Below are 13,109 nucleotides of genomic sequence, written 5' to 3'. Positions count from 1 at the left end.
ACGCATTCACACGTATTATTGATAGAATTAAATTTAGCATTGATTACATAAAAAAAGGACCGTCAAAACCGACCAGTCCTTTTTTCTTAAATTAACATTGCAAGCAATATTAAAGTATGGTTAGAACGCGAAGTGTTCTGCGTCTAATGACATTAATGGCTCTACACCACCAGCAATCACATCAACGTGTGAACGAACACGTGGCAAGATTTTCTTGAAGTAGAAGTGTGCAGTGGTCACTTTGGCATTGTAGAAGTCAACATCAGAGGTACCCGCAGCAAGTGTTTGCTGTGCAACCAACGCCATTTGAGCCCAGAGGTAACCCAGCGTGACGTAGCCAGAGAAATACAAGTAATCTACAGCAGCAGCACCGACTTCATCTGGGTTTTGCATAGCGCGCATACCAATTTGCATGGTGAGGTCGCCCCATTCTTTGTTGAGTGCAGCAAGCGGTTCAACAAATTCTTTCATTGCAGTGTTGTCTTTGTTGGCTTCGCAGAATTTGTGAATAATCTTGGTGAAGTCTTTCAACATTGCACCTTGAGTACCCAAAACTTTACGACCTAACAAGTCCAAAGCTTGAATTTCGGTTGTACCTTCGTATAAGCAAGCGATACGGGTATCACGAACAATTTGTTCCATACCATGTTCAGAAATAAAACCGTGACCACCAAACACTTGTACACCGTGTTTTGCAGATTCAGAACCTGTTTCAGTTAAGAAAGCTTTTGCAATTGGAGTAAGCAACGACAAAATGTTGTCAGAGTATTTACGCTCTTCTTCAGTTGCCCCTTGCTCTACGATGTCGGCATGGAAAGACAACAAGTAAACCAATGCACGACCTGCTTCAGCAAAAGATTTTTGCGTTAACAACATGTTGCGTACAGCTGGGTGAACAATAATTGGATCTGCTTCTTTTTCAGGTGCTTTAGGACCAGAAAGTGAACGCATTGCTAAACGATCTTTAGCATATGCAAGCGCACCTTGGAATGAACCTTCAGATGCAGCAAGACCTTGAACAGCAGTACCAATACGTGCTGTGTTCATGAAGGTAAACATACAGTTTAGACCACGGTTTTCAGGTCCAATCAAGTAACCTTTTGCGTTGTCAAAGTTGATGACGCACGTTGCGTTACCATGAATACCCATTTTGTGTTCGATAGAACCACAACGTACCGCATTACGCTCACCCACAGTACCATCAGCATTTAAGTTGAATTTTGGCACGATGAAGAGTGAAATCCCTTTGGTACCTTTTGGTGCACCAGGAAGACGAGCAAGTACAATGTGAATAATGTTCTCTGCCATGTCATGCTCACCAGCAGAGATAAAAATTTTCTCGCCTGTAATTGCATAACTACCGTCAGCATTTGGTTCAGCTTTAGTGCGGATAATCCCTAAGTCAGAACCTGCATGAGATTCAGTTAAGCACATGGTCCCTGTCCAAACACCTGATACAAGGTTTGGTAAGTAAGCGTCTTTCTGTTCTGTAGAACCATGGTGTTCTAAAGTACGGACTGCACCGTGAGAAAGCCCAGGATACATACCCCAAGCCCAGTTTGCAGTACCGACCATTTCTGAAATCACGTTACCTAAAGAAACTGGTAAACCTTGACCGCCGTATTGTTCTTCTGCTGAAAGTGAAGGGAAGCCTAACTCGATATATTTTTGGTACGCTTCTTTAAAACCAGTTGGTGTAGTCACCACACCATCATTCCAAGTACAACCTTCGCGGTCACCGCTTTGATTGATTGGAGACAATTCATTTTCACAGAAATCTGCCGCAGCTTCTAAATATTGGTCAACCAATTCACGGCTTACGGTTTCTTGGAAAGCAGGAAGTTTTGCATAATGTTGTTCAGCATTTAGTAATTCATGCAAAACAAACTGCATATCACGTAAGGGCGCTTTGTATTGTGGCATGTCGGTTTTCCTCAATACTGGTTTTAACCAGCGTTATAATCCTAATAAACATGGTGACGTGCCTTCAATGACACGTTTTTAAGTACAAGTTAATCGTGCAACATCTTGTTATAAGGTACAAGCACTTGCCCCCCATTTCTTAGTGACTGTAAAGTCAAAAAAAGGTGGCTTGAATTTTATAAGTACATTGAGTGTAAACGTTTTTATGTTTTTTTTTAATGATACAAATAGTCAAAAAACGTAAAAAGTTATGTTGCTATTTAGGCATAAAAAAAGACGCTTACGGCGTCTTTTTTGTTGTAAATCTGCTTATGCTGCTGGTTTTGCTGTAGGCATGGCATTCGGTTGCGGCTGATTCGGGAAGAAACGTACCGCACATTTACCCGATAAGGTTTGTTCACCTGCTTTAATTTGCACCACTTTACCATCTGCTTGACCTTTACATGCAGTTTCTACGGCTTGTTGGAAGGCTTGTTTTTCTCTCAAACGTTGATCGTATTGCTGCACCATTTGCTGACGTTGTGCATCGGTTAGTTTGTCACCGCGTTGTGGACGCATCATACCTTCATCATCTTGCATAGGAGGTTGCCCCATACGCATGCCATGACCGCGTTTTTGATCAGGCTGGAATACCACCTGACACTGACCATCAATCGTTTGTGTACCAGCTTTCACCTGAGCAGTTTGTCCAGCAGTTTTACCCTCACAAGCCTGTTTCATCTGTTTGAACATTTCTTTGTGTTGAGCACGCATTTGTTTATGTTCGGCACGTTGTTCAGGCGTCATACGATCTGCATGACGACCATCCATCATACGATGAGATTGCTCTTGTGGTTCTGGGTGTGATTGACAAGCCGTTAAAGCACCAACACTTAAAACGCCACAGGTTGCTAATACAATTTTTTTGGTCAAGTTCATTACAAGTTACCCCAGCCGCGATTATTAAATTTGTGCTTAAAGATTAAATAATAAAGATGAAGAAACAATGGAGGGTTTTTTGAAAATAGGTTGGTTACAATAGTGCTAACAAAATAACAACCGAGCACCACTGTTGAATACTCGACGTGTCCCGATTGCGCTACGCCTCTTCTTGACTGTATTGCTAACCACCTTGGTGATTATCACACTGAGTTTAGGGGTGTTGCACTGGACCATGCAAAAAAACTTCACCAAGTATGTGGCAGATGTCGAAATGCAAAAGCTCGATCATCTGATTTCCAACTTGGCAGGGGTGTACACGGTTTATCATGATTGGGGCAATGCCATACAAGCTCAGATTTTACAAATTGAGGGGCAGGCCGACCCTGATGATTATGATCGACTGTCGCATTGGTGGTTACGTCGACAATATGATATTGCCTTACAGCAGCGTTATTTTGAAGAACACACTTTTGTGAATTTACCACCAACGCTGGCACGGGCAGATCAGGAAAAACCGTTGCTCGACCAAGAGGAATTAAGTTGGTTAGAGTTAAATTTACCTTCTGAATACCAACCCTTTGAAGGTTTAAAATTTCCTTTAAAATCGAATGAAAATGCTTTCCGACCGCCTGATCGTAAAGAAGGTCAAGCACAGAATAAGTTAAAAAATAGCAATCAGAAAAAGCAATTTATTTCGATGCCAGACCGTTTGGGCTTGAGTTCACGTTTATCTTTATATGATGCCAAACGACAATTTGTGGTAGGTGAACCCTCTTCAGATCAAATTTCCTATCGCCCGATTATTGTGGATGACAAAGTGGTGGGTTATTTAGGGTTAAAGCCTGTCTTGGATCAGGATGATGCATTAAGTATCAACTTCTTTAGTAATCAAAAGCGCTATTTGTTCTTGGTCTATGGTTTGACCATTTTAGCCAGTCTAATTGCTGCATTATTGCTGGCAACTTATTTTAAGAAACCGATTCAGCGCTTATTGAACGGTACACGTGAACTGACTCAAGGCAATTACCAACATCAAGTCAAAATTAACCGTAATGATGAATTAGGTGATTTGTCCAATGAGTTGAATCAATTGGCTGAAATTCTAAATCAACATGAAACGTCACGTCGTCAATGGGTGGCTGATACTTCGCACGAATTAAAAACGCCATTGGCTGTGTTACAGGCGCAAATCGAAGCCATGCAAGATGGTATCCGTAAGGCGACCCCTGAGCATCTGGATGCCATGATGCGTCAAGTGAGCAGTTTGAAAAAATTGACCCAAGATTTAGCTGATTTGGCTCAAGCCGATGCTCAGCAATTGAAGTGTTATTTTACTGCTGTAAATCCGTGGGATGTGGTCGTGCAAGAAGTGGAAAACTTCAAACCGAAGTTTGAACAGGCGAATCTAAATGTGAGTGTGCAGGGTGATGCTCCAGTCTTACAATTAGATACAGACCGATTCAAACAAATTGTGGTCAACTTACTCAGCAATAGCATTCGTTATACTGAATTGGGTGGAGAAATCCAGATTCACACTGAGCAAACAGAAACAGCGTGGAGCCTGTATGTCGATGATAGCCCGTATGGCTTGACTGATGAACAATTGCGGCATTTGGGTGAAAGATTCTATCGTGTGGATGATTCGCGAACCCGAAGCACAGGTGGAACAGGGCTAGGTTTGGCACTTTCATGTAAGATTGCTCAGGCACTCGGTGGAAGTTTAGGTTTTGAACATTCACCCTTGGGTGGTTTGCGTTGCAAACTCACTTTTCCCAAACAAATGAAACCATAAAGGAAATATTCATGAAGCATATTATGCTGGTTGAAGATGAAGTTGAACTGGCTCAATTGGTCCGTGATTATCTAGAGGCAGCAGGTCTGGAAGTGAGCCTGTTCCATGATGGGCAGGAAGCCTATGACAGTTTTATGCAACGTAAACCCAGTCTAATGATTTTAGACTTGATGGTGCCACGTATGGACGGGCTCACTATTTGTCGTAAGGTCAGGGAACAATCTGACTTGCCGATTATTATGGTGACTGCACGAACAGAAGAAATTGATCGTGTGTTGGGCTTAAATATGGGGGCAGACGATTATGTGTGTAAGCCTTTTAGCCCGAAAGAATTGGTGGCGCGTGTACAAGCAGTTTTACGCCGTTTAGAGCGTAAAGCTGAGCCTGAAGAAAACAGCTTATTTCGAGTAGATAAAGCACAACAACGCATTTGGTATCAACAAAAGACCCTCAACTTAACCCCAACCGAATTCCGCCTATTGGAATTGTTCCTTGAACATGTGGGACAAGTTTATTCACGCGTACAATTATTAGACCATATTAATCCAGATAGTTTTGATGTGGCAGACCGTGTAATTGATAGTCATATCAAGAACTTACGTCGAAAAATTTCGGATGCGGCAGAGACCGGCAACCGTCATGAATGGATTCAAGCTGTGTATGGTGTTGGCTATCGTTTTGAGTATCCAGAAGATTAAGCTTTAAGGATAAATGAAGTTTTCCTGTGGATAATCACAATGTTATCCACAGAAAATGTGGATAACCGTGTAGAGGAAATAAACAAGAATCTTTTTATAATTTTACTAAAAAATAAAATAAGTAAAGCTAAAAAATCTGAGTGTAAATTTAAAGAAATCAATCAAATATTTGAATAAAAAGTTGAATTAATATTCAAAAAAATATATTTTCATCGGCTTAAATCATTCTAAATATAAAAATTTTATTCGAGGGTATAAATAATGTTGAAAAAAACATTACTGGTAGTTATGTGTGGTTTTTCACTGGTTGCTTGCGGTGGTGGGGGCGGTGGGAGTTCATCCTCTACACCAACAACTGGCGGAACAACAGATAATGGGAGTACAACAACCCCAGTTTCAGATTTAGATAAAGCGAAAAAGTTGATTCAGACAACCAATAGCATAGTCGCTTATTATGATGGTTTTCAGGATATTTCTGAACAGTATAAAGTTCCAGCCCAAGTCATTAATGAAACAGCCTCGGATTTAAGCCGCGCAACGGGATTATTATTGGCTATTGCTGAAGTCGTGGCTGAAGATGCACAAGGCCAAACAAAGTCATATACCACTCAACAAATACAAGATTTGATAGAAGCGAATTCTGCTGATTATAAGTTTGTGAGTAATACCTTAACAGCAAAAGTGGCTGGCGAGACAATTACGATTTCAGGTAATGCCAAGCTACAGTATTGGCAAGGTTATGATTGGGATAAGGTCACTGCAGATCAAGCATGGTCTAAAGTAGAGGCTTGGTTTAATGATCCAACATATTCAATTTATGCGGATGAAGCAGAAGTCACTGCTTCTAATTTGACATTGGTCGCCCCTTTTGTTGATACGCCTCGAACAACCTACAATTTTAAAATACAGAAAGATGGGAAAATTTCGGTCAAAAACCAAAATAATCAAACCGCAAGTTTCAGTGCTACTGCAGAGAGTACGGCATCTATTGTTTATGCAAGCAATGATACGATTGAAAACAGAGAAGATATTCCTGCAAAAGCGACGATCAGTTTAAAAGGGATTATGCTAGAAAGTGCTGGTGCGCAGTTCGCTTTGACAGAATTAACCTCTATAGCACAAAAAGTCACGTTTAAATCTGGTGTGGAAACTGTTGAACAATTGCTACCTTTAGAATTAACGCTTAAGGGAACAGTAACTTATTTACAAGAATCATTAAATCTTGATGCAACAATAAAACTAAATAATGATTTTAGTAAACCGATTGATGTAAGCCTAGGTGAAACAGCGACCAACTTTATCAATGCAAATTTAGCTGTGAAGCTCAGTGGTAAGCTCAAAGGCGCGAATGCTGCTCCAACGCCATTTAATCTTGATATCAGTGCAAAACGAGCTGAGTTTGTTCAGGGAACTGCGACAGTGACTTTAAAGGTTGACCAAAATGCGCTTAGCATCGATTTAATTGCAAGAAATTTGGACCAAGAGCAAAAAATCATGGATGCTACCATCCGTCATGCAAATGGTGCCTTTGTTCAAGTTAATGATATTCAAAACTTTAAGTCAGCGGCAGTACAAGTAGGCAACAGTAGCTACGGGACTGTGACTAAAAACTCTTCAGGTCAGTATGTTGCTAAATTTACTGATAATAGCTTTATTTACATTACCCCATAATCTGAATAGGTATTAAAGAGACAGTCTTGGCTGTCTCTTTTTTAATTTGCATGAAAAAAATTACGTATTTAATGCTGTCATTGCCCGTACATGCCTTTTCACAAGAGGCGATTCAATATCATGTTTATGCTGATCTATACAGTCAGCCAGTTTCAATACATGCATTTCTTAATGATTGGGATAGTCCTAATTTAAAAAAAGGCGAGAATGCATTTGCACATGGCAAAATGAGTTTATTGACTCAAAAAGATAATTGGTCTTATGGTTGGGTGTGGTCGTACGATTATCAATTACATTTTAGTGAGGATATGGCGCGACTGTATTATCAAACACAGAATGAACAGCAAATTGATGCCAATACGCGTTATGTATTAGCGTTGGAGGCGCAACATGTAGAAACACTTGGGGCGCGTTTTGCTTATGATTGGCAGTTAAATTCGCAATGGAATCTTGTTACAGGGATTACTGCACTTTTAGGACGTCATTACGTAGACGGAAATTTTAAGGCTATAGGGCAAACCATTGATATGCCTGAATTGATGGATCGTGTTGATTGGTTAAATGGATATTTAGATTACAGTTATGATCGACCAGCATTAAAAGAAGATGAATTGGGGTGGGATGGGCAAACGAATAATGGTTACGGTTATGCTTTAGATTTTGCCTTAACAGGGAAATATCAGCAGTGGGAGCTGTATTTTTCGGCAGAAGATATATTGGGTTTTTTATATTGGGAAGATGCACCTTATACACGCTATATGCTTAGCTATGATCAAAATGCACGACCAAGAATGGATTTAAAAGGGCAACTTAGCACAGATCAACAATATCGTCAGACTTTACCTTATAAGCTCCGTGCTGAAGTTACATATGTTGCTGAAACCCAACCATGGAGCGTAAGTATCAGCAGTTTTTCAAATGAATATTTAACCCTTGCCCAATTGAATAGTTACTGGAACCAAGGCACCGTAAAATACGGTGCGCATTTTGAACCGCAGACACATGCTTATGGCATATCCCTACAGCATCATAATTGGGGGCTGAAATATCTTACAGATGATTTAAAGACCAATCAGGCACATCGTTTTCAGACTTATTTGTATGCCCAACATCGTTGGTAATATGCTGTGCTAGGACGAACAACTGACCATCACTTCAGGCGCATCATTTGCTAATGGGGCTAAATCTTCAGCATTTTCTAAATCAGGCTGTTGTGTAAAAGGCTGACTGAGCAAGTTAAACAGTCGATCGACTTCTGAAAAATCATTTCGTTCAGCCCGTTCAATCGCTTTTTGCGCCATGTGATTGCGCAGGATATAAACTGGATTGGCTTGTTGCATTGCTGCATCCAGTTCTGCTGTGTCTTGATTGGCACGAATCTGCTCGTACTGCGCAAGGAAACTTTCAAACTGACGGCGGTCGAGACAATCGTCTTTGATTATTTCATATTGTTTATTTTGCAAACGAATAAAGCTTTGCGTGTAATCGAGCTGTTCGGTTTGTAGAATCCGTAAGAAGGCCATGGCACAGTCAAAACTGTCAGTATGGAAATGAGGCAAGCCCATTTTCTGACTTAAACCTAGTTTATAGTGCTCCAAGAATGTTGGTTCATAGTGTTCTAGGCAAGTGGCAAGGTCTTGCTTCCATTGTTCTTTGTCATAGTCTTGAGGGCAAAGCGGAATGAGGTTATTTAGCCATGTCCATAAATTCCAGTGACCAATGCTCGGTTGCTGCTGATAGGTATAGCGGCCTTGGTAGTCGGAGTGGTTATTGATCCAATTGGGGCGGAAGCGTTCCATAAAGCCATAAGGGCCAAAATCGAGGGTTGAACCCGTAATATTCAAATTATCGGTGTTCATAACGCCATGTGCAAAACCAACCAATTGCCATTTGGCAATCATCACCGCAGTCCGTTGAACCACTTGGGTGGCAAATGCCAAAATGGGTTGTTCGGCTAGCAGGCATTCAGGATAGTGCCATTCAAGACATTTTTGCGTAAAGTCTGCCAATAGGTCGGATTGATACTGATTAATCCACTCAAAATGTCCCAAACGAATATGACAGTCTGATGTGCGTAGCATCATTGCACCTAACTCTAGTTTTTCCCGCTGTACACCTTGGGTAGATGAAGTAAAACCGACTGCATTGCTAGAGGGAACCCCCAGTGCATTTAGGGCATGACCTGCCAGATATTCCCGAATAACCGAGCGTAATACAGCACGCCCATCGCCCATACGCGAGTAAGGGGTAGAACCAGCACCTTTTAAATGTAAGTCTATGGTTTGTTGTTTTTGATCGAGAATTTGGGCAATCAGTAAACCGCGCCCATCACCGAGTTGACCCGCCCATTGTCCAAATTGATGCCCAGCATAAACCATCGCAAGCGGCGGGAACTCAGCAAAGGTTTTTTGTCCGCTACAAATGTCCACCCAAGACTGTTTGTCGGCTTCAGACCATTGCAACTGTTCTGCCAAAGCGGTATTGAAATGACCTGCTTTTGCCCCTTTCAGAGGCAAGGGTTGTTGATGGTGATAAAGCTTTGAAGGAAGGAGGGAGTAGCGTGAATTGAACTGCATAGTGAAGGATCACAAGGGATAAGCCATGATTCCATCAATATAGCAAAGTTTTCGTGTTAAGACATATATCCAACTATTTTAGTCAACTATAAACAGCTTGGCACCTTTTGAGGTAGATGAGCGATGGGCTTCGGCCTGATCCGCAACTTGGTAACTCATTCCAGCCGTGAGGGTAAAGCTACGGCCATCATCTAGTTCGGTGTGGAGTTCACCTTCTAAACACAACAGAATATGTCCTTTAGAACACCAATGGTCGGCAAGATAGTTCTCCGAATACTCCACCATGCGCACGCGAATCGTGTCAAATTGCTGAGTACGCCACAAGGCATAACCTTGATCACCTGTATGACGGGTGGTTGGTATCTCTGCCCAGTTGGTGATGCCAAAAGGGATGTTCATTATATCCATATGGTTTTCCTTTAGGTTTTATGTATTGCTAAAAAAAGCCCCTTACGGAGCTTTCTTTTGAAATGATCAATTCATTAGACAGCAATTACTGTGAAACAGGTGCTTTTTTAATGCTACGCATCAGCTTGGTTAAAGTCTCACGATGATGTCCTAAACGCTTTTCGACCAACTGAAATTCAACTTTGAGTTTCTCATCCATTAGATGGATTTTTTCAGCCACAGCAGTTTTCTTGGCTTGAATTTCTTGTTCTTTCAACTTTGCCCAGTCATTCAAGGTTTGAGTAAATGCATCATACTCTTGAGCAATACGAGCTTTAGCCGAATTGATATCGTCATTAACGTTTAGACCATGAACTTCTAAGTCTTGTTCAGCGTATTTGAACTTCATCGCAAGTTCAGCTTTCTTGATATTAAAGCTTGGAATACGACGCAAGTTTTTCGCTAAACCGAGTTTTGAACATGACCAGATTAACCATTTGGTTGGATCATACTGCCACCATTTCACACCATTACGATAATCGTATTGGAAAATATGATGATAGTTGTGATAACCCTCGCCCCAAGTGGCAATCGCAAGCAAGAAGTTGTCACGTGCTGTATTTTCGTCCGTATATGGGCGTTTACCCCACATATGGCAAAGTGAGTTAATGAAGAAGGTCACATGATGGCTCAGGATTAAACGTACTAATCCGCCTAAAAGTAACACGCCCCACATATCGCCAACCGCCCAACCAATCGGTAATAAAATACCAGTATGTACCAAAATAACCAAAGGCACATAATATTTATGTTGGAACATGACCAACTTGTCATTTAGCAGGTCAGGTGCATTTTTAAAATTAGGCTCTGCTGCAGGATAGTCATGTAACATCCACCCCATATGGGCAAACCAAAAGCCTTTATTGATTGAGTACGGATCTTTTTCCACATCATCGACATGACGGTGATGGGTACGGTGACCAGAAGACCAGAATAAAATACTGTTCTGAACTGCAAAAGTACCCATAATCATCAGAATGATTTTTAAAGGTAGCGTCGCCTCATAAGCACGATGTGCCCATAAGCGATGATAGCCCGCAGTAATACCCAAACTACTTATACCTAATAACACAATCATGCTGACCCACGCGCTTGCGCTAAAATCATGATTAATGGCATAGAGTGGAACAGCGATAACCGCAACAATAGGTAAAAAAACCAGTGCAAAAATTGCAATCCAGTTAATTGGGGCTTGAGGTAGGGGAGGATTCATCTCCAACAGCACTCCTAGAAACCTGATACAGGTTAAAATTGAGAACTTAAATCATTACAACTTGTAAGGATTAAGATTCTGGCATATTAGCATGAGCAACATTCGTACTCTAGCATTATTGTACAGTTGTATTGTACTAAACAGTAACAGAATAAGACCATGCTAAGATTGAATTTATCGTAATCAATCCGCTATTTTTATTGGTTGCTTGATATATTTCTATTGTACTTTAGGTCAACTGCTGTACTCCTCTTAATTTCGGATCAATTCTGCTTGTTATCCGAACCAATTTTTAGTCCAAATTTAGCTGTTGCAGCATCAATTTAGGGAAATCGGTAATCAGGCCATCAATACCACAGGTTTGCAAATGTTTGGCACGCTGTACATCATTGACGGTCCAGACACTGACCTTTAATCCTGCAGCTTGGGTGGCTTGAATTAAGGCATCGCTTGCCAATTGGTTCATCCAACCAATACGGCTACAGCCTAATTCCAGTGCTTGTTCAATCGCACGTTCTCGGATGTCTTCTTTAATCAGAAGTCCGCGTCTAAATCGCGAGTTAGACTGTTGTAAAGCTTGGTGAATTTTCAAGTCAAAACTGGTGATGACTGCATTGTGCTCAAACCCTGTTAAAGCGTGTTCTAAACTTTGAATTAGTTTTTCTGCGGCTGTGAAATCATTCACGGCTTTCACTTCTACTTCTAGGTGAGAAAATTCACGCAGAATATTCAGGCTTTGTTCTAGGGTTGGCGTATTTTCATGTTGCCAATCCATCCAGATAGAAGCTTGATTGAAGTGGTGTAAGTCATGAGCTGTACAGGCATAAAGATTTTGTTCAATTGAAGTGGTGCGTAAAAAATTATCATCATGCATCACCACAAAAGTGTCATCTTTGAGCTGGCGCACATCGAACTCGACAGCACGGATGCCTAAGTCATGTAAATATTGAAATCCACCTAAGGTGTTTTCAGGTGCTTCACCCCGTGCGCCGCGATGTCCGATAATTTGCATGTTTAAATCTGCTTAGTGATTACTCTATTTTGATTATTACGGAGTTATGTGAAATTTCACAGTCCATTGACTTGTATTTGAATCCTTATTTTTAGAAATTTAAACGCTATAGGATTGTTTGAATAGTGATAAAAATCAAAGTTCGATTCAATGAACTTGAACAGAGCAAAAGTGATGATTGAGACTGAAGATTTATGATCTAGCCTCAATCAGGTTGTTTTTTAAATCGTGTCGTTAATATTTTTTTGCCAAAGCACTTCTGAGCCACCTTCAGCACGTTGCAAGGCGCGCGAGGCAACAAACAACCAGTCGGATAAACGGTTGAGCAGCTTTAATGCAGTGGCTTGAATGTTCTGATCACGGGTCTGTACCGACATTAGGCTACGTTCTGCTCGGCGGCATACTGCTCGTGCTTGATGTGCATAGCTACATGCCAAAGAACCAGAAGGGAGAATAAATTCTTTCAGCATGGGCAAGTTTTCATTCATACGGTCAATTTCTTGTTCAAGAAACTCAATGCAAACCGGCTGTAGCAAATGATAGTTGGGAATGCACACTTCACCACCTAAGTCGAAAAGCCAATGCTGAATGAGACTTAAGCTTTTATCCCAGATTGCTTTGTCAGTGATTGAGCTTGCGCTAATTTGAGCACGCAGGACACCAATCGTTGAATTGAGTTCATCCACATCACCAAGTGCGGTAATTCTTAGATCATCTTTGGCTACACGAGAACCATCGCCAAGTCCTGTGGTTCCTGTATCACCTGTGCGGGTATAAATTTTACTTAAACGGTGGCCCATAATGTTTCCTAGGTTTAAATGAAAAAAAGGATAATGCCGGTCAAAACATTATCCAT

11 protein-coding genes are annotated in these 13,109 nt (G+C 41.1%); 4 read left to right on the top strand and 7 right to left on the bottom strand.

All coding sequences use genetic code 11. The features are described 5' to 3' along the window. Positions 1-120 precede the first annotated feature (120 nt). Positions 121-1,923, bottom strand: coding sequence for an acyl-CoA dehydrogenase C-terminal domain-containing protein (locus M5E07_RS13530; RefSeq protein ID WP_252219978.1), 1,803 nt, complete (start codon positions 1,921-1,923; stop codon positions 121-123). Between the two features lie 309 nt (positions 1,924-2,232). Then, positions 2,233-2,841: a hypothetical protein gene (locus M5E07_RS13525; RefSeq protein ID WP_252219975.1), complete on the bottom strand. Its 609-nt coding sequence runs from the start codon at positions 2,839-2,841 to the stop codon at positions 2,233-2,235. 133 nt (positions 2,842-2,974) lie between these two features. Between M5E07_RS13525 and baeS the strand changes: the two genes are divergently transcribed. The 4 genes from baeS to M5E07_RS13505 all read left to right on the top strand — a co-directional run bounded on the left by baeS (position 2,975) and on the right by M5E07_RS13505 (position 8,126). Next, positions 2,975-4,636: a sensor histidine kinase efflux regulator BaeS gene (gene baeS, locus M5E07_RS13520; protein ID WP_252219972.1), complete on the top strand. Its 1,662-nt coding sequence runs from the start codon at positions 2,975-2,977 to the stop codon at positions 4,634-4,636. An 11-nt stretch (positions 4,637-4,647) separates the two neighbouring features. Next, positions 4,648-5,334, top strand: a complete 687-nt coding sequence (locus M5E07_RS13515; RefSeq protein WP_116761579.1) for a response regulator — start codon at positions 4,648-4,650, stop codon at positions 5,332-5,334. 261 nt (positions 5,335-5,595) lie between these two features. Continuing rightward, positions 5,596-7,005 (top strand): hypothetical protein, encoded by a 1,410-nt coding sequence (locus M5E07_RS13510; protein WP_252219969.1) that lies wholly within the window; start codon positions 5,596-5,598, stop codon positions 7,003-7,005. A gap of 50 nt (positions 7,006-7,055) precedes the next feature. Continuing rightward, entirely contained in the window at positions 7,056-8,126 is a 1,071-nt protein-coding gene (locus M5E07_RS13505; RefSeq protein ID WP_252219966.1) for a hypothetical protein, read from the top strand. A gap of 9 nt (positions 8,127-8,135) precedes the next feature. Here M5E07_RS13505 and M5E07_RS13500 read toward each other — a convergent pair whose 3' ends face one another. From M5E07_RS13500 to M5E07_RS13480, 5 genes are all read right to left on the bottom strand, one after another. Further along, on the bottom strand, positions 8,136-9,581 hold the full coding sequence (locus tag M5E07_RS13500) for a protein adenylyltransferase SelO (RefSeq protein WP_252219963.1): 1,446 nt from the start codon (positions 9,579-9,581) through the stop codon (positions 8,136-8,138). Positions 9,582-9,659: 78 nt separating this feature from the next. Next, positions 9,660-9,989, bottom strand: a complete 330-nt coding sequence (locus M5E07_RS13495; protein WP_252219960.1) for a DHCW motif cupin fold protein — start codon at positions 9,987-9,989, stop codon at positions 9,660-9,662. 85 nt (positions 9,990-10,074) lie between these two features. Next, the gene (locus tag M5E07_RS13490; protein WP_252219956.1) at positions 10,075-11,241 is read right to left on the bottom strand and encodes an acyl-CoA desaturase; all 1,167 of its coding nucleotides are present in this window, start codon (positions 11,239-11,241) and stop codon (positions 10,075-10,077) included. 292 nt (positions 11,242-11,533) lie between these two features. Then, the gene (locus tag M5E07_RS13485) at positions 11,534-12,253 is read right to left on the bottom strand and encodes a glycerophosphodiester phosphodiesterase (protein WP_252219955.1); all 720 of its coding nucleotides are present in this window, start codon (positions 12,251-12,253) and stop codon (positions 11,534-11,536) included. A 221-nt stretch (positions 12,254-12,474) separates the two neighbouring features. After that, the gene (locus M5E07_RS13480; RefSeq protein ID WP_252219953.1) at positions 12,475-13,053 is read right to left on the bottom strand and encodes a cob(I)yrinic acid a,c-diamide adenosyltransferase; all 579 of its coding nucleotides are present in this window, start codon (positions 13,051-13,053) and stop codon (positions 12,475-12,477) included. Positions 13,054-13,109 lie beyond the last annotated feature (56 nt).

The sequence above is a fragment of the Acinetobacter tibetensis genome, assembly GCF_023824315.1.
GTDB lineage: Bacteria > Pseudomonadota > Gammaproteobacteria > Pseudomonadales > Moraxellaceae > Acinetobacter > Acinetobacter tibetensis.
Note: the sequence above shows the minus strand (reverse complement) of the source record. Positions and strands in the feature narration are given on the sequence as shown.

Excerpts from the sequence above, each read along its gene's own strand:
- M5E07_RS13490 (WP_252219956.1), bottom strand. The coding sequence starts at position 11,241 with ATGAATCCTCCCCTACCTCAAGCCCCAATTAACTGGATTGCAATTTTT.
- M5E07_RS13480 (WP_252219953.1), bottom strand. The coding sequence starts at position 13,053 with ATGGGCCACCGTTTAAGTAAAATTTATACCCGCACAGGTGATACAGGA.
- M5E07_RS13495 (WP_252219960.1), bottom strand. The coding sequence starts at position 9,989 with ATGGATATAATGAACATCCCTTTTGGCATCACCAACTGGGCAGAGATA.
- M5E07_RS13500 (WP_252219963.1), bottom strand. The coding sequence starts at position 9,581 with ATGCAGTTCAATTCACGCTACTCCCTCCTTCCTTCAAAGCTTTATCAC.
- M5E07_RS13485 (WP_252219955.1), bottom strand. The coding sequence starts at position 12,253 with ATGCAAATTATCGGACATCGCGGCGCACGGGGTGAAGCACCTGAAAAC.
- M5E07_RS13505 (WP_252219966.1), top strand. The coding sequence starts at position 7,056 with ATGAAAAAAATTACGTATTTAATGCTGTCATTGCCCGTACATGCCTTT.
- M5E07_RS13510 (WP_252219969.1), top strand. The coding sequence starts at position 5,596 with ATGTTGAAAAAAACATTACTGGTAGTTATGTGTGGTTTTTCACTGGTT.
- M5E07_RS13525 (WP_252219975.1), bottom strand. The coding sequence starts at position 2,841 with ATGAACTTGACCAAAAAAATTGTATTAGCAACCTGTGGCGTTTTAAGT.
- M5E07_RS13530 (WP_252219978.1), bottom strand. The coding sequence starts at position 1,923 with ATGCCACAATACAAAGCGCCCTTACGTGATATGCAGTTTGTTTTGCAT.
- M5E07_RS13515 (WP_116761579.1), top strand. The coding sequence starts at position 4,648 with ATGAAGCATATTATGCTGGTTGAAGATGAAGTTGAACTGGCTCAATTG.